The 14563-nt window shown below is 72.8% G+C and carries 20 protein-coding genes; 6 read left to right on the plus strand and 14 right to left on the minus strand.

What is annotated here, in order from left to right:
• Position 1 precedes the first annotated feature (1 nt).
• From ABT299_RS11155 to ABT299_RS11170, 4 genes are all read right to left on the minus strand, one after another.
• The gene (locus ABT299_RS11155) at positions 2 to 382 is read right to left on the minus strand and encodes a hypothetical protein (protein ID WP_190850743.1); all 381 of its coding nucleotides are present in this window, start codon (positions 380 to 382) and stop codon (positions 2 to 4) included.
• A 215-nt stretch (positions 383 to 597) separates the two neighbouring features.
• Entirely contained in the window at positions 598 to 1845 is a 1248-nt protein-coding gene (locus ABT299_RS11160; RefSeq protein ID WP_500250560.1) for an RNA polymerase sigma factor, read from the minus strand.
• Positions 1824 to 2177 (minus strand): YciI family protein, encoded by a 354-nt coding sequence (locus ABT299_RS11165; RefSeq protein ID WP_190850746.1) that lies wholly within the window; start codon positions 2175 to 2177, stop codon positions 1824 to 1826. The genes ABT299_RS11160 and ABT299_RS11165 overlap by 22 nt, the downstream gene beginning before the upstream one ends.
• An 11-nt stretch (positions 2178 to 2188) precedes the next feature.
• Positions 2189 to 3601 (minus strand): MFS transporter, encoded by a 1413-nt coding sequence (locus tag ABT299_RS11170; protein WP_500250561.1) that lies wholly within the window; start codon positions 3599 to 3601, stop codon positions 2189 to 2191.
• Positions 3602 to 3772: 171 nt separating this feature from the next.
• Between ABT299_RS11170 and ABT299_RS11175 the strand changes: the two genes are divergently transcribed.
• Complete coding sequence (locus tag ABT299_RS11175; protein ID WP_500250562.1) at positions 3773 to 4618, plus strand: amidohydrolase family protein; 846 nt, start codon at positions 3773 to 3775, stop codon at positions 4616 to 4618.
• 15 nt (positions 4619 to 4633) lie between these two features.
• Here the strand turns inward: ABT299_RS11175 and ABT299_RS11180 are convergent, their stop codons facing one another.
• The 3 genes from ABT299_RS11180 to ABT299_RS11190 all read right to left on the minus strand — a co-directional run bounded on the left by ABT299_RS11180 (position 4634) and on the right by ABT299_RS11190 (position 6250).
• Positions 4634 to 4996, minus strand: a complete 363-nt coding sequence (locus ABT299_RS11180; RefSeq protein ID WP_500250563.1) for a DoxX family protein — start codon at positions 4994 to 4996, stop codon at positions 4634 to 4636.
• Between the two features lie 100 nt (positions 4997 to 5096).
• A complete protein-coding gene (locus ABT299_RS11185; protein WP_500250564.1) occupies positions 5097 to 5558 on the minus strand; it encodes a hypothetical protein in 462 nt (153 codons plus the stop codon).
• Positions 5559 to 5560: 2 nt separating this feature from the next.
• Positions 5561 to 6250: a DJ-1/PfpI family protein gene (locus ABT299_RS11190; RefSeq protein WP_500250565.1), complete on the minus strand. Its 690-nt coding sequence runs from the start codon at positions 6248 to 6250 to the stop codon at positions 5561 to 5563.
• Positions 6251 to 6446: 196 nt separating this feature from the next.
• Between ABT299_RS11190 and ABT299_RS11195 the strand changes: the two genes are divergently transcribed.
• Together ABT299_RS11195 and ABT299_RS11200 are read left to right on the plus strand one after the other, a co-directional pair.
• Positions 6447 to 7385, plus strand: a complete 939-nt coding sequence (locus tag ABT299_RS11195; protein ID WP_190850758.1) for a GlxA family transcriptional regulator — start codon at positions 6447 to 6449, stop codon at positions 7383 to 7385.
• Between the two features lie 415 nt (positions 7386 to 7800).
• Positions 7801 to 9138 carry an SEL1-like repeat protein gene (locus tag ABT299_RS11200; RefSeq protein ID WP_500250566.1) on the plus strand — a complete coding sequence of 446 codons (1338 nt, stop codon included), beginning with the start codon at positions 7801 to 7803 and terminating at the stop codon, positions 9136 to 9138.
• 61 nt (positions 9139 to 9199) lie between these two features.
• On the opposite strand, the gene ABT299_RS11205 is transcribed toward ABT299_RS11200, so the two are convergent.
• The 4 genes from ABT299_RS11205 to ABT299_RS11220 form a co-directional block, all read right to left on the minus strand.
• Positions 9200 to 10021, minus strand: coding sequence for a YncE family protein (locus ABT299_RS11205; RefSeq protein WP_387024542.1), 822 nt, complete (start codon positions 10019 to 10021; stop codon positions 9200 to 9202).
• Positions 10022 to 10120: 99 nt separating this feature from the next.
• The gene (locus ABT299_RS11210) at positions 10121 to 10990 is read right to left on the minus strand and encodes a TIGR03619 family F420-dependent LLM class oxidoreductase (protein ID WP_500250567.1); all 870 of its coding nucleotides are present in this window, start codon (positions 10988 to 10990) and stop codon (positions 10121 to 10123) included.
• Positions 10987 to 11517 carry a nuclear transport factor 2 family protein gene (locus ABT299_RS11215; protein ID WP_190850766.1) on the minus strand — a complete coding sequence of 177 codons (531 nt, stop codon included), beginning with the start codon at positions 11515 to 11517 and terminating at the stop codon, positions 10987 to 10989. The genes ABT299_RS11210 and ABT299_RS11215 overlap by 4 nt, the downstream gene beginning before the upstream one ends.
• Before the next feature lie 77 nt (positions 11518 to 11594).
• Positions 11595 to 12035 (minus strand): VOC family protein, encoded by a 441-nt coding sequence (locus ABT299_RS11220; RefSeq protein ID WP_500250568.1) that lies wholly within the window; start codon positions 12033 to 12035, stop codon positions 11595 to 11597.
• A 261-nt stretch (positions 12036 to 12296) separates the two neighbouring features.
• Here ABT299_RS11220 and ABT299_RS11225 point away from each other — a divergent pair, with 261 nt between their 5' ends.
• Positions 12297 to 12563, plus strand: coding sequence for a hypothetical protein (locus tag ABT299_RS11225; RefSeq protein WP_500250569.1), 267 nt, complete (start codon positions 12297 to 12299; stop codon positions 12561 to 12563).
• A 12-nt stretch (positions 12564 to 12575) separates the two neighbouring features.
• On the opposite strand, the gene ABT299_RS11230 is transcribed toward ABT299_RS11225, so the two are convergent.
• Genes ABT299_RS11230 through ABT299_RS11240 form a run of 3 tightly spaced genes read right to left on the minus strand, consistent with a single transcriptional unit; the run spans position 12576 to position 13834 of the window.
• Complete coding sequence (locus ABT299_RS11230; RefSeq protein ID WP_500250570.1) at positions 12576 to 12773, minus strand: DUF397 domain-containing protein; 198 nt, start codon at positions 12771 to 12773, stop codon at positions 12576 to 12578.
• A 54-nt stretch (positions 12774 to 12827) separates the two neighbouring features.
• The gene (locus ABT299_RS11235) at positions 12828 to 13025 is read right to left on the minus strand and encodes a DUF397 domain-containing protein (RefSeq protein WP_500250571.1); all 198 of its coding nucleotides are present in this window, start codon (positions 13023 to 13025) and stop codon (positions 12828 to 12830) included.
• A complete protein-coding gene (locus ABT299_RS11240; RefSeq protein ID WP_500250572.1) occupies positions 13022 to 13834 on the minus strand; it encodes a helix-turn-helix domain-containing protein in 813 nt (270 codons plus the stop codon). Before ABT299_RS11240 ends, ABT299_RS11235 begins: the two co-directional genes overlap by 4 nt.
• Before the next feature lie 119 nt (positions 13835 to 13953).
• Here ABT299_RS11240 and ABT299_RS11245 point away from each other — a divergent pair, with 119 nt between their 5' ends.
• Both ABT299_RS11245 and ABT299_RS11250 read left to right on the plus strand, forming a co-directional pair.
• Complete coding sequence (locus ABT299_RS11245; RefSeq protein WP_190850780.1) at positions 13954 to 14355, plus strand: ATP-binding protein; 402 nt, start codon at positions 13954 to 13956, stop codon at positions 14353 to 14355.
• Entirely contained in the window at positions 14352 to 14504 is a 153-nt protein-coding gene (locus ABT299_RS11250; RefSeq protein ID WP_500250573.1) for a hypothetical protein, read from the plus strand. Before ABT299_RS11245 ends, ABT299_RS11250 begins: the two co-directional genes overlap by 4 nt.
• Positions 14505 to 14563: the final 59 nt, after the last annotated feature.

Below are 14563 nucleotides of genomic sequence, written 5' to 3' on the forward strand. Positions count from 1 at the left end.
TTCAGCGTCCGGTCATTTCGTCGACGAGGCCCTGCAGCCGCAGCCGCGCGAGGGCGAGGTTGCCTTTGTCGCGGTCGACGAGCAAATGGACGAACAGATGGCCGTCGAGGTCGGCTCCGGTGAGGGCCAGCAGGTGGTATCCGCCGCTGCCGCAGACGATGATCTCCTCGACGTCGTCGCCGGCGGCGGTGGCGCTGAGCGCGGGCGAGCCGAGCACGGCGCGGACGACGTCGGTGGCGCCGGCGGCGTCCTCGTGCTGGTCGACGAGGTCCTCGCGGCCGGCGCTCGCGACGGCGAGGCCGCTCGCGCAGTCGATCAGGGTCACCCGCTGCGCCCCGGGGATCGTCATCATCCGTGCCAGGCAGTCGTCGATACCGGCCACTCATTCCCCCACCGAATGAGAGTTGCAGGAAAGCCACCATAACCCGGTGTTTGTCTCTTGCAACACGAAAGTGTTGATGTGCCACAGAAGGCATGAAACGGGGTATAAATACCAATCAGTATCAGAACCGGTCAGCGCCGTCCGGGATACGGAAGGTGCCCGGAGAGGTGGAATCGGCCGGAACTTTCGTGCCTGTTGTGGAATGACCGCAATCGTCAGTCCGCGTGCCGCTCGGCCTCCGCGAGGCGGGCCGCGAGGAACCGGCGGTCGGGCTCCGCACGGGCCAGCGCCAGCGCCTCCCGGTACGCGGCCGCCGCCTCCCCGGCGCGGCCGAGCCGCCGCAGCAGGTCCGCGCGCGTCGCCGGGAGCAGGTGGTAGCCGTCCAGCCCCTCGACCGTCTCGACCAGCGCCAGCCCCGCCGCCGGACCGTCCGCCATCGCCACCGCGACGGCCCGGTTCAGCCGGACGACCGGCCCCGCGCTCATCGCCTCCAGCCGCCCGTACAGCGCGGCGATCTGCGGCCAGTCCGTCTCCTCCGCCGTCGCGGCCGTCGCGTGGCACGCCGCGATCGCCGCCTGCACCTGGTACGGGCCCGGCTCCCCGCGGCGCAGCGCCCCGTCCAGCAGCCGGACGCCCTCCGCGATCCGCGCGGCGTCCCAGCGCGAACGGTCCTGCGCGTCCAGCGGCACCAGGTTCCCCTCGGCGTCCTGGCGGGCCGCGCGGCGCGAGTCCTGGAGGAGCAGGAGGGCGAGCAGGCCGTGCACCTCCGGCTCGTCCGGCATCAGGCCCGCCAGGACGCGGGCCAGCCGGACCGCCTCCGCGCACAGGTCCGCGCGGACCGGGTCCTCCCCCGCCGTCGCCGCGTACCCCTCGTTGAACAGCAGGTACACGACGCCGAGCACCGCCGCCGTCCGCTCCGGCAGCAGGTGCGCGGGCGGCACCCGGTACGGGATGCCCGCCTCCCGGATCTTGCGCTTCGCGCGGACGAGCCGCTGCGCCATCGCCGGCTCCGCGACCAGGAACGCCCGCGCGATCTCCGCCGTCGTCAGCCCGAGCAGGGTGCGCAGCGTCAGCGCGACGCGGCCCTGCATCGGCAGCGCCGGATGGCAGCACGTGAAGATCAGCCGGAGCCGGTCGTCGGGCACGCCGCCGGTGTCCGCCGGCTCGTCCGGACCGGTCATGGTGCTCAGCTCCCGCAGCTTCTCGCGTTCGGCGGCGCCGCGCCGCAGCCGGTTCACGGCGTGGTTGCGGGCGGCCGTGGTCAGCCAGGCGCCGGGGCGGCGCGGCACCCCGTCGCCGGGCCAGCGCTCCAGAGCGCGCGCGAACGCCTCCTGGGCGCACTCCTCGGCGAGGTCCCAGTCGCCCGTCATCCGGATGAGCGTCGCGACGACGCGGCCCCACTCCTCGCGGAACGCCGCCGCGACGGCCCCTTCGGCGTCCGTCAGTCCTCCCGCCACGGCCACAGCGGCCTCACCTCGATCGAGCCGCCGCGCGCCACCGGATGCGCCGCCGCGACCTCCAGCGCCTCCTCCAGGTCGGCGCAGTCGATGAGGTCGAAGCCGAGGATCTGCTCCTTGGTCTCGGCGAACGGCCCGTCCGACAGCAGCGTCTCGCCGCCGCGGACCCGCACGGTCGTCGCGGTGTCGGACGGGCGCAGCCGGTCGCCGAACCTGCGCACGCCCCGGCCGTCCATCTCCGCGACCCACGTCTCGGTGTCGGCGATCATCGCCGCGCGCTCCTCCGGCGACGGCTCGGGCCCGCCCTCGACACCGCAGATCAACAGCATGTACTGCATGGTCCCTCCTTCTACTTCACTCTGACTCGTTCCGGCTCCGGAACTGTGCGCCGGGCCGGGTTCGCGAGCAGCATGCCCGCGACGAGGGCGCCGGCCAGGGCGATCCCGGCCGACACGTCGAACGCCCCGCGGAACCCCGCGGTGAGGGCGGCGGGGCCGGTCCCGTCCGTCCAGGTCTGGACGGCGGTGGACGCGGCGGCGACGCCGAACGCGCCGCCGAGCTGGAACGACGCGGTGTTGATCCCGGATGCGAGGCCAGCGTCCCCGGCGGCGGACCCGGCGAGCGCGGCGACCGCCCCGGCCACCCCGCACGCGCCGAGCCCGGACCCGAGCAGCGCCAGGCCCGGCAGCAGCCCCGCCGCGTACCCCGTGCCGGCGGACACCCGGCCGAGCGCCAGGCAGCCCGCCGCCATGACGGCGAGCCCCGCCACCGCGACGGGACGCACCGCGCACCGTCCGAGCGCCGCCTGCGCCGCGTACGACCCGGCGACCGCCGCCACCGGCAGCACCGCCGTCGCGAACCCGAACGCCAGCGGCGAGTACCCGAGCACGCCCTGCGCGTACTGCGACACGGCGAACGACGTCCCGAACACGGCCGTGGCCGCCGCGAGCGTCACCGCGTTCCCGCCGGTCAGGGTCCGCGACCGGAACGTCCGCAGCGGCACGAGCGGCGCCGCCGACCGCGACTCGGCCCGCACGAACGCCGCGCCCGCGAGGACGGCGACCGCGAACGCGCCCGCCGTCCACGGGCCCGTCCAGCCCTCCTCCGGCGCGCGGACCACGCCGAACACCGCCGCCGTCACCGCGAGCGTCACCGACACGGCGCCCGCCGGGTCGTACGCGCGCGCCGCGCCCCGGCTCTCGGCCAGCAGCAGCGGCCCGAGGACGAGCAGCAGCGCCGCGACCGGCACGTTCAGGAAGAAGATCGCCCGCCAGCCGAGCACGTCCGTCAGGGGGCCGCCGGCCAGCAGCGCCGCCGTGCCGCCGAACCCGCCGACACCGCCCCACACGGCGATCGCGCGGTGCCGCTCGGGGCCCTCCCCGAACGTCGCGGTGACGATCGACAGCGCGCTCGGCGCCATCAGCGCCGCCGACAGCCCCTGGAGCACCCGCGCGCCGATCAGCGCCCCGCCGGTCCAGGCCAGCCCGCACGCCAGCGACGCGACGAGGAACAGCGCCGTCCCGGTGAGGAACGTCCGGCGGCGCCCGGCCAGGTCGGCGGCGCGCCCGCCGAGCAGCAGCAGGCCGCCGAACCCGAGCAGGTAGGCGCTCAGCACCCACTGCGCGCCGCTCGCCGCGAGCCCGAGGTCCCGCTGGATCGACGGCACGGCCAGCAGCACGATCTGCGAGTCGAGGATCACCATGAAGTTGGCCGCGCAGAGCAGTGCCAGTGCCTTCCACCTGCGCGGATCCGGTTCCGCCATCTCGATTCGCCCTCCCGTGCCGACGCCTTCGCACAGACGACAAACGGGAACGGCCGGAATCGACACCCGGCCCGGATCTTTTTCCGGCCCCCGAGGCCGCCGCCGGATTCCGGTGGCCGGGCTCGGCGGTAGCGTGGGCGATTGCCGAGCAAGCATATGTTTGGGGGGACGATGGAGTTCGTCGACGCGCACGTGCACTACTGGGACCTGAGCGCCCACGAGGACCGGTACCCGGGCCTTCAGCGGTTCTTCCCGGAGGTGTACGGCGACTACCTGCCGGACGACCACCGCGCGGACGCGGCGAAGGCGGGCGTTGACGTCACCGGGGTCGTGCACGTCTCCGCGACGTCCGCGCCGCGCGCCTACCTCGCCGAGACGAACTGGCTCGACGGCCTGCACCGCGCCGACCCGGCCCGTCCCGCCGCGATCATCGGCGGCCTCGACCCGCGCCGGTCACCGGACACCGTCGAGGAGGACCTCGACGCCCAGGCCGCCTCCCCCGCGTTCCGCGGCGTCCGGATGCTGAGCGGCGTGGACCCGGCGGCGGCCGCGACCGCCCGCGCGCTGCGCCTGCTCGCCGACCGCGGCCTGGTGTTCGACCAGATCATCCGTCCCGCCGAGGCCGCCGCGTACGTCCCGCTGTTGTCCGGCGCACCGGACCTCGCGGTCGTGGCCGAGCACGCCGGCTGGCCCGACCCGGACGAGCCCTTCGCCGACTGGCGCGCCGGGATGGCGCGGCTCGCGGCGCTCCCGAACGTCCACTGCAAGATCTCCGGTCTCGGCATGGCGCTCCGCACCACGGCGGTCGGCGACCTGCGCCCGTACGTCGAGAGCTGCCTCGACCTGTTCGGCGTCGACCGCTGCTTCTTCGCCAGCAACTTCCCGGTGGACGGCGTCGGCGGCACCTACGCCGACCTGCTCGCCGCCTACCGGGAGATCACCGCGAACCTGACCGGCCCCGAGCGCCGTGCCCTCTTCGCCGCCAACGCCCGCCGCCGCTACCGCCTCGGCGGCTGAGGCCCGCCGCACCGGTCAGAACCGTCCGCAGGCGACGAAGACGCCCATGGCCAGGTAGGTCACGTTCGCCAGGACGGCCACGCGCTCGTGGCGGCGAAGGTGGGTGACCATCGCGCCGACCATCAGCAGCACCCAGCAGACGGCGGTCACCGGCACCATGACGGGCGCGATGCCGACGATGGCGGGCACCACGATGCCGATCGCCGCCAGGATCTCGACGGCGCCGAGCGTCTTGACGAAGGCGGCGCTCCTGTCGCCGGTCCAGGCGCCGCCGGGGGCCGCGGCCAGTGTCTCCTTCGGCACGAGCACCTTCGTCGCGCCGCCGAACAGCATGACGGCGCACAGCAGGCCCGCGACGATCCACAGCGCGAGGTCCATGGGATTCTCCCTCCGGAGTCAATGTGTCGTGCACAAGACACCGGGCTCCGGGGCCGTGTCACGGGCGGCGGCCGTGAGACGCGTCACGGACGGGCGCCGGTCACGCGCCCGTCGTGGAACCGGGGCGGACGATCATCACGATGGTGACCGCGGCCCACAGCACGTTGAACACGCCGGTCGGCATCGCGATGCGGGCCGGGACGAGGAGTCCGAAGCCGGGGGTGCCCGCGGCGACGACGGCACGGTGCTGGGCGGGCAGGATCAGCAGGGCCAGGACGGCGGCGGCGACGGCGGTCAGCACGATCGAGACGATCAGCCAGGCGTCGCCGAGGACGCCGAGCGCGCTCGCGGTCGTGAAGCCGAAGGCGGGGACGGCGAGGCCGGCCACCGCGTAGACGCGGCAGATGCGGTTCAGCGTCCGGAGGGTCGCGAGGGCCGCGGAATCGTCCGGACCGGCCTGCGCGCGGCGCAGCGCCGGAGGGAACATGCTCGCGGCGACCGCGACCGGCCCGATCGCGATCACGGCGGCCAGGACGTGCAGGATCAGGAAGAACTTCGCCACGGTCAGCGCTCCCCGGCGGGCACGGGGCCGGCGGCGCGCCAGACCGTGCCGCGCCGCTCGTAGGCGAACAGGTCCTCGACGGCGTGCGCGATCCGCGGGCCGACCTCGCGTTCCAGCAGGTAGAGCCCGAGGTCGAGGCCGGAGGTGACGCCCCCGGCGGTGACGAGGTCCCCGTCGTCGACGACGCGGGCGCGCACGGCGCGGGCGCCGACGGCGCCGAGCATGTCCATGCCCATGTGGTGGGTGACGGCGTGGCGCCCCTCCAGCAGGCCGGCCATGGCGAGGACGAGCGACCCGCCGCAGACGGTCGCGACCGTCACGTCCGGGTCGTCCATCGCGGTCTTGAGCAGGGCGGGCAGCTCGGTGGTGAGGGTGCGTCCCAGCCGGGCGGGGACGGTGTCGTCCGGGTGCGGTTCGCCCGCCCCGGCGTCGCGGTCGGGGGTGTCGCCGGGGTCGTCGAGGCGGCCGGACGCCCCCGGGACCACGATGACGTCCGCGCGTGCGGAGTCGAGGGCGGCGGTGGCGCGGAGCGCCAGCCCGCCGGTGCCGCCGACGACGTCGCGCGGCCCCTCGGCGGAGACGAGTTCCACGCTCACCGCCCCGGACGCGGCGCCGCCGGCGTGCAGCACCTCGAAGGGGGCGACGGCATCGAGCGGATCGAAGCCGTCGAACAGGACGATCTGGGCATGCAAGAGAGGCTCCTTCGGAAGCGGGTGCCGGGATCACGGCCGACGCTAGAGGCCCTCCGCCCTCGTCCCCCAGTGGCATTAGTGCCAGCCTTCAACGGATTAATGCCAACGCTCAGATCACGCCTGTGAACTGGGCCGACAAGCAATCAGCACGCCGTCCGCCATGTCATTCCATCCGGCGAGGAGGTAAGTTCGCGCCATGCACACCGTCGCCGTCCTCGCGCTGGACCGGGTGATCCCGTTCGACCTGGCCACGCCGATCGAGGTGTTCACCCGCACCCGGCTCCCGGACGGCCGTCCCGGCTACCAGATCCGGGTGTGCGCCGAGCGGCCGGAGATCGACGCGGGCGCCTTCACCCTCCGCGCGCCCTGGGGGCTGGACGGGCTCCGGGGCGCGGACACCGTCATCGTCCCCGGCACCGCGACACCGCTGGACCCGCTGTCCCCGGCCGTGCGGGACGCGCTCCGGGCGGCGGCGGAAGGCGGCACGCGCATCGCGTCCATCTGCTCGGGGACGTTCCCCCTCGCGGCCACGGGGCTCCTCGACGGGCTGCGCGCGACCACGCACTGGCTCGCCGCGGACCGGCTCGCCGCCGCCCACCCGGAGATCGACGTCGACCCGGACGTCCTCTACGTCGACAACGGGCGGATCCTCACGTCCGCCGGCGCCGCCGCCGGCCTGGACCTGTGCCTGCACCTGATCCGCCGCGACTACGGCTCCGCGGTCGCCGCCGACGCGGCCCGCCTGTCGGTCATGCCCCTCGAACGCGAGGGCGGGCAGGCGCAGTTCATCGTGCACGACCACCTGCCCACGCCGCGCGGCTCCGCCCTCGAACCGCTGCTCGGCTGGCTCGAGGACAACCTGGCGCGCGACCTGTCGCTCGCCGACATCGCCGCCCGCGCCGGGACCAGCACCCGCACCCTGATCCGCCGGTTCCGCGAGCAGACCGGCACGACGCCGCTGCAGTGGCTGCACCGCGCCCGCGTCCGCCGGGCGCAGCACCTGCTGGAGACCACGGACCACCCGGTCGAGCGCATCGCCGCGCAGGTCGGGTTCGGCTCGCCCACCGCGTTCCGCGACCGCTTCAAGAAGACGACCGGCGTCAGCCCCCACTCCTACCGCCGCGCCTTCAGCTGACCGCCCGGCGCGCTCGGCCTTCTCCGGAACGGGACGCCGCACCCCCGGACCAATGACACGATCTTGGACATGGATCAGGACGAGACCCGGACCATCGAGGCGCGCGGCGAGGGCCTCGTCGCCGCGGCCCTCGCGGGCGACGCGAAGGCCGCCCGCGCGCACACCGACTTCTTCGTGTTCGGCCGCCGCGTCGACGAGGGGATCCCCTACTGGGAGCGGGCGGTGGAGGCGGGCGACGCCTTCTCCGCGTACACCCTCGCCCGCTACCGCAAGATCCGCGGCGACCGCGCGGAGGCCGAGCGGCTCCTACCGGCTCGCCGCCGACCGCCACTCCGGCTGCGCGTACGGCCTGGCCGTCCTGCTGAAGGAGAACGGCGACCCGGAGGCGGCCCGGTGGTTCCGGGAGGGCTGGGACATGGGCCGCCTCGACTGCAAGATCGAGCTGGGCGGGCTCCTCGCGGCCGAGGGGAAGCCGGCGGAGGCGGCCGCGTTCCTGATGAAGGACGCCGGGATCGGGGACATCGCGGTGTTCCGGTGGGTGCGGCTCTTCGAGGGCGTCCGCGAGACGTTCGACGGGATCGCCGCCGCCCTCGACACGGCGGAGGAGACCGGGGACGGCGACGCCGCCGCGGAGGCCCTGGCGCCGCTCGACGGCATGGACCGCGAGTTCAAGGACTACCCCGGGCTGACGGCCGAGGCCGAGGAGTACCTCCGCAGGGCCGGGACGCTCAGCCCGCGGGCGCTCGTGGAGCACGCGATCTTCCTTGAGCGGCAGTGCGCCGGCGACCGCTGGGCCGAGGCCCGCGACCTGCTCCTGCGCTCCCATGCGGCGGGGTACACCGGCGCGTCCTACGTCCTGGGCGTATTCCACGAGGAGCGCGGCGACCTCGCCGAGGCCGAGCATTGGTACGCCCTCGCCGCCGACGCGGGACACAAGGCCGGGGGGCTGAGGCTCACCAGGATGTACCTGCTGCAACGCCGCCTCGACGAGGCGGAGGCACGGCTCGGCGGCCTCGATCCCGAGGACGAGGCCGTCGCCGAGCGCCTCGCCCTCCTCGCCGAACTCCGCGACGAGGACGAGGTACCGCCCGACCAGGATCTGCGCCGGCTGCCCGACCTGCGCGAACGCGCCGAGGCCGGAGACGTCCAGGCGTCGTACGCGTACGGGAGGATGCTCTACGAGTGGTGCGACGCGGCGGAGCGCTCGACGGTCCGCTGGTACGAACCCGCGGCGCTGGCCGGCGACGCGGCGGCCGCCGCCGATCTCCGGGAGCTCTACCGGACCCTGGGCGATCCGGTCCGCCGCGACCACTGGACGCGGGTCGCGGCGGAGGCCGGTGACCGCGGCGCCTGCAACGCCATGGCCTGGCTGTCCGACTACCACCGCGACTACCAGGAGGCCGAGCGGTGGTACGTCCGCGCGGCCGACGGCGGCAGCGCGCTGTACGCGATGATGGCGGGCAAGGCCCTCGCCCAGGGCGGCAAGTACGAGGAGGCCGAGCCGTACCTGCGCAGGGCCTGGGAAGAGGGCCGGGACGAGGCGTTCGGCACCGAGACGGCGGGATACTACGGCCTCGTCCTGAACCGGACCGGACGCCACGATGAGGCCGCCGACCTGCTGAGCATCGCCGCCGCGAGCTGGTGGGAGGACGTCAGGTCGCGCTACGACACCGACGACCTCGACATGCTCTCCCGCATGCTGGACCCCGAGGAGGAGCTGAAGGCCGCCGAAGAGGCGCTCGCGGCCAGCTGACGAACGCGACACCCCCGCCGCCTTCCCTGGCCGACGGGAAGGCGGCGGGGCATGAAGGCGGTCAGGACGTGGTCTGGCGGTAGTTGTAGAGGTACGTCGCGAGCCGCCCGGAGACGGCGTCCAGGGCGTGCATCTGCGCGCCGTCCGAGGTCGGGAGGAACGCCAGGCCCTCGGTCTCCGAGCCGGAGGGCAGCGACGACGCGCGGTCGAAGACGTCGGTGACCTGGCCGGTGTCGGGGTCGATCCGGTAGATGGACTTGGCGTCGTTGTTCGAGGACGCGTAGAGGTCGCCCTGGTAGATCTTCGCGCCCTGGACGCTGCCGATCGTCGTGCTGAGCGGGACGGTCTTGACCAGGTGCAGGTCCGCAAGGCTGTAGACGTTCAGCGCAGGCGTCGGGTTGTAGGCGGACGAGTAGACGTAGCCGCGCGCCGCGTCCACGGCGACCCAGGGCGCACCGTCCGGCTGCACGCTGAGCGGCAGCGCGTACGCGGTGCCGGTGTACGTCAGCGTGGTGGCGTCATAGAGCGCGATGTAGGGGTGCCGGTAGTCGCTGCCGTCCTCGATCGGCGCGTAGATCTTGCCGTTGTAGTAGTCGATGTCGCCGATGTGGTTCGCGCCGAGCGCGGAGAGCTGCGCGGGGATGGCGAGAGGGTTGTTCGCCAGCACCGTCCGGCCGTCCAGGGTGACCCGGCTGAGCCCTAACTTCCACGAGAAGTACCAGGTGGTGCCGTCCGTCGCGATGCCCTGCGACCGCTGCAGAGCGTCGGTGAGGTAGTAGGTCTGCCGGGAGGTCTGCTGCCACGTCTCCGCCGCCGAAGCGGCCGGGGTGGCGGCGAGGGCCAGTCCGGCGAGGGCCAGGGTGCAGGCGATGCGCCGTCGCATGGGGGACTCCGCTCTCCGAGGGATGCGCCGGACAGATCATCGGACAGTTCCGCCGCCTCCGGGAGACCCCATGTCCAATAAGCTTCGGCGCCCGCCCGCTCACGCCTCGCGGTCGAGCCCGGCCGCCTCCGCGAACGCCTCCAGTTGCTCCAGGTAATGCGCGAGGGACTCGTGCCGCACCGTCAGGTTGATCTGCGTCGCGCCCGCCTCCTCCGCCGTGGCGATCACCTCGCGGGCCCGGCCGGGATCGTTGACGGCGTCGAGCCGCTCGCCCGGGGTGAAGACGACGTCGAAGCCCGCGGGCAGGTCGTGCCGGTCGAGCATCTCCCGCATCAGCTCCGGCGTCGGCCCGCGGAACGACTGCGGCGCGGGCGCCCAGCCGTCCCCGAGCGTGACCGCGCGGCGCAGGGCCCGCTCGCTGTGCCCGCCGATCCACAGCGGCACCCGCTCCTGCACGGCGTGCGGGTCGATCACCATGTCCCGGAACGCGTAGTACGGCCCCTCGTACGACACCGTCCGTCCGGACAGCGCCGCCCGAAGCGCCGCGAGAGCGTCGTCGGCGCGCGGCCCGCGGTCCTCGAAGGGGACGCCGAGCAGGTCGAACTCCTCCTTCAGGTTCCCGACCCCGAGCCCCAGGACCAGCCGCCCGCCGCTGAGGTGGTCGAGCGTCCCGTACCGCTTGGCGATCTCCAACGGATGGTAGAAGGGCAGCACCAGCACATACGGCAGGAACCGCAGCCGGGTGGTCAGCCCCGCCAGGAACGAGAACGTCGCCAGCGGATCGTAGAAGCGCTCCCCGCGCGGCAGCCCCGGCGGGACGGCCACGTGGTCCGGGCACGTCATGAACGCGTACCCCAGCCGGTCGGCGGCCTGCGCCACCCCGACGAGCTCGGCCGTCCCGGCCGCGGCCTCCCACGCCGGGCGCCGCCCCGCGAGCGCCACGATCGGCGAGCTGATCCCCGCCTTCACGCGCCCGCCTCCGTCCCGCGCAGGCTCCGCTGGAGCCGGATCAGGGGGTCGTCGCCGTCCCTGGTGCCCGACGGGCCCGCGGCCTCCTTCGGCATCAGCCGTCCCGCGTCGGACCTCGTCCACTCCCGGACGGCCCACCGCTCGGCGATCGCCCACCGGCCGTCCCGCCACGCCATGTGGTCGACGAACCGCACACCGCTGGTGAAGTTCGCCCGCGCGTCGCCGGACGGCTCGCCCCAGTGGACCGACGTCCCGTACGTCTCGCTTATCGCGGTGTCGCCGAGCAGCTCGACCAGGTGGTTCGCGACAATGTGCATCGTCCCGCCGCGCCGGGCGCGCAGCTTCGGCTCGACCCAGGCGAGGTACTCCTCCACGGACCCGTCGAAGCCGGTGTGATGGTCGACGGCGTCCGGATGGTAGGCCGACCGGACGAGCCCGAAGTCCAGCCGGTCGATCCCGCGGCAGTACCGCAGGACCACATCGTGGATCTCCTGCCGATCGGACCACTCGCTCCGCTGCGCACCCATAGCGCCCGAGTCTGCGCGCCCCGCCTCCCGCCCCACCCCACGGTCCCGCTCTCCGGGACGGGTCCTCGCAGGGGCGCTCAGCCTCCGAGGCCGGTCACGGCGCCGCGGGCGTCGAGGCGCAGGCCCGGCGCCCAGGCGATCTCCCAGCGGTTGCCCTCCGGGTCGGCGAAGTACGCCGAGCGGCCGCCCCAGGACCGGTCCACCGGTTCCGCCACCACCGTGGCTCCGGCCGCCACTGCCGCCGCGAACGCGGGATCCACCTGCTCACGTTCGTCCACATTGCAGATGAGCGTGATCCCCGACCACCCGGCAGGGGCCGGAGCACCGCCAGCCGCCTCGGCCGCCAGAAGATCCGCGGGATACAGCGTGAGCAGCACCCCGCCGAGCAGGAAGCCCGCCCAATTGTCGTCGCTGGCCGGGAGCTCCTCCCATCCCAGACCACGATAGAACCGGCGCAACTCGGCCATGCCCCGAGCGCCGAGCGTCACGGCGGACAAACGAGAGGGCACCTCAGACATGCCCAAGAGCATGCGCCCACCCCACACCCCAAGCAAGGAACCCGCGAGCCCCGCGTCTCGGTGTCGGCGGAGTGCAACGAATCCGCGTCATCGACCATGTTCTTCGCGCCCTTGGCCGCTCGCAGCCCCCTAAGGTACTGGCCCATGGTTGCAAGAGGAGGCCGCATCGGCGCGGCTGTGGTGATGGCGTTGCTCTCCGCCGGCTGTAGCGGCGAAAGCGACGACGGCCCCGCTCCAGCGGCCGTTCAGACGACCAGATCGGTGACCAGCGTGCGCGTGCCGAAGCCGACGGCGGAGCAGAAGGCGCCCTATCTGGCCATCGCCGCGCAACTCAACCCCGGTCTGGGCCACGACAAGGAACTGGCCATGGAACACGCCGACCGGATCTGCAAGGGCATCCTGGGCGGCCCCACCTACGGGTCATCGCTCATCGAGTTCGCGAGGGCAGAGCTCTCTTCCGGCTCCAGGGACATCTCCGTGGCGGAGACCGAGCGGGCGGTCAAGGCCATCAAGCTGTGGTGCCACTAACCCCGAAGGGGACTACGCCAGGTCGAGAGCACCGCTCCGGACGCGAGCGAGAAGAGCGGCGAAGGACGCGCGGTCCAGCGTGAGGTGCCCGCCGTCCGCGTCCTTGCTGTCGCGCACACCGACGCCCGCCTCCAGCGCGGCCGCCTCGACGCAGTTACTTCCCTCATGCGTTCCGTTGCTGCGCGTGGACTTCCGCCATTGACCGGTCATGTCAACGACTCCAATGCTCGCCGGATGACGTCCCACACTCAGGGCCGAGTCGGCTTACCGGAGGTTGAGGGCACCTGCCTTGGCTCGGACGAGGAGCGCGGTGAAGGACGCGTGGTCGACGGTGAGGTGCCCGCCGTCCGGATCCTTACTGTCCCGCACCCCGACCCCGCCCACCAGCACGGCCACCTCGACGCATTCGGTGCCTCCATGCGTCCCGCTGCTGCGCGTGGACTTTCGCCATTGACCGGTCATGTCAACGACTCCAATGCTTGCCGGATGACGTCTCTCGACTGAGCGCGGTTCAAAGCGTCCGCGCCGATGCGGTCGAGCCGCAGCGCGAGTTGCTCGACCTCTCTCGGGCCGCGTATCAGCTTTCCACCCAGTGGCGCCTCCGTGAAGCCGATCAGCTCGCGGCCGACGGTCATGATCTTCAGAGGCCCGATGAGTCCATGGTGGAAGCCCTGGCCGCGTGGCACGACTCGCAGGATGACGTGGTGCATCTCGGAAAGTTTCAAGAGATGCTCCAGCTGCCTGGACATCACTTCGGTCCCGCCGATGACCCGGTCTATCACGTCCTCATCAATCAGCATCGACAGGTGCGGTGGGTCAGCCGAGTGCAGGCGCTCCTGCCGCGCCATGCGCATGGCGACGGCGCCCTCCACGTCGTCGACGATCCCCTCCAGCGTGAACAAGGTCCGTGCGTACTCGGGCGTCTGAAGAAGGCCAGGGATGAACGACCGCTCGTACAGCCGAATCCTGGATGCTCTGCCGTCGAGTTGCAGGTGCTGCATCTGCCAGCGGGCGTCGTGGACGATCTCGGCGTGGAAGGCGATCCATTCCAGTAGGCCGCCCGTCCCGTACAGGGCGTCCAGGCCGCGGATCTGATCTTCGTCGGGCCGGAGCAGGCCGGACTCCCAGTGAGAGACAGTCTGCCGCGCGGCGCTCACCTCGCGGCCGACGGCGGCGCAGGACAGGCCGCGCTTCGTCCGGAGAACGTGCAGGTAGACGGCGAACAGGTCCCACAGCGAGGACGTCGGGTCGAGCTCTTCTCGGCGCGTCATCGCACTCCCTCCGGATTCGATCTTGTCTCTCGTTGACCAGATCCATGACCAACGTAGCCCGAGACATTCACCCTTGGAGTGGAACTCGGAAAGATTCACAGAACGGCGGTGATCGGGAAGTGGACGGCTTGGCGGACGCTTTCGAGTGCTGCCTCAAACCGATTCCGGAGGCGGCGCGGGAGGCGCGGCAGCTCGTCTCGGTGGCGTGGGCGCATTGGGAGCTGGGCGACGACTACATGGCACGGCTGGTCGTGTCCGAGCTGGTCACCAACGCGATCACGGCGTCCGAGCGGGCCGGCGGCGACCTCACGATAAAGGTTGTTTGCCGCCTTTCCGGGAGCTGTCCGGTTATTGAGGTGTGGGACGGAAGTGATGAACTTCCAGAGATGCGCCATCCGGCGCTCGGCGACCTCGGAGGACGGGGGCTGCCCTTGGTGGCCTGCCTTTCCGGGGGATGGACGGTGGAGAAAAGACCGGGAAAGGGAAAAATCGTGCGGGTCGAGCTGGGCGGGGCGGCATGACCTCGTCGCAGGACTACCTCGAATCGATGGCATTGATCATCGGGGGCGCCATGACGGTGTCGCTGGTGCTCGGGATCCTGCTCGGCGCGGCGTTCGCGCCGAGGCCGCCGGCGGATCCCGGCAAGGGCGGCGGGAAGCGGGGGAAATGATGAACGTTCCGCGCATGCAGACGTCGTCGCTGTCCGCGCCGAACGTGGATCTGCGGTTC

The sequence above is a fragment of the Spirillospora sp. NPDC000708 genome (assembly GCF_040299565.1).
In the GTDB taxonomy this organism is placed as follows: Bacteria; Actinomycetota; Actinomycetes; order Streptosporangiales; family Streptosporangiaceae; genus Spirillospora.

Coding starts and splice junctions, on each gene's coding strand:
- ABT299_RS11165 (WP_190850746.1), bottom strand. CDS start 2,177: ATGCAGTACATGCTGTTGATCTGCGGTGTCGAGGGCGGGCCCGAGCCG.
- ABT299_RS11170 (WP_500250561.1), bottom strand. CDS start 3,601: ATGGCGGAACCGGATCCGCGCAGGTGGAAGGCACTGGCACTGCTCTGC.
- ABT299_RS11175 (WP_500250562.1), top strand. CDS start 3,773: ATGGAGTTCGTCGACGCGCACGTGCACTACTGGGACCTGAGCGCCCAC.
- ABT299_RS11180 (WP_500250563.1), bottom strand. CDS start 4,996: ATGGACCTCGCGCTGTGGATCGTCGCGGGCCTGCTGTGCGCCGTCATG.
- ABT299_RS11195 (WP_190850758.1), top strand. CDS start 6,447: ATGCACACCGTCGCCGTCCTCGCGCTGGACCGGGTGATCCCGTTCGAC.
- ABT299_RS11200 (WP_500250566.1), top strand. CDS start 7,801: ATGGGCCGCCTCGACTGCAAGATCGAGCTGGGCGGGCTCCTCGCGGCC.
- ABT299_RS11205 (WP_387024542.1), bottom strand. CDS start 10,021: ATGCGACGGCGCATCGCCTGCACCCTGGCCCTCGCCGGACTGGCCCTC.
- ABT299_RS11215 (WP_190850766.1), bottom strand. CDS start 11,517: ATGGGTGCGCAGCGGAGCGAGTGGTCCGATCGGCAGGAGATCCACGAT.
- ABT299_RS11220 (WP_500250568.1), bottom strand. CDS start 12,035: ATGTCTGAGGTGCCCTCTCGTTTGTCCGCCGTGACGCTCGGCGCTCGG.
- ABT299_RS11230 (WP_500250570.1), bottom strand. CDS start 12,773: ATGACCGGTCAATGGCGGAAGTCCACGCGCAGCAACGGAACGCATGAG.
- ABT299_RS11235 (WP_500250571.1), bottom strand. CDS start 13,025: ATGACCGGTCAATGGCGAAAGTCCACGCGCAGCAGCGGGACGCATGGA.
- ABT299_RS11240 (WP_500250572.1), bottom strand. CDS start 13,834: ATGACGCGCCGAGAAGAGCTCGACCCGACGTCCTCGCTGTGGGACCTG.
- ABT299_RS11250 (WP_500250573.1), top strand. CDS start 14,352: ATGACCTCGTCGCAGGACTACCTCGAATCGATGGCATTGATCATCGGG.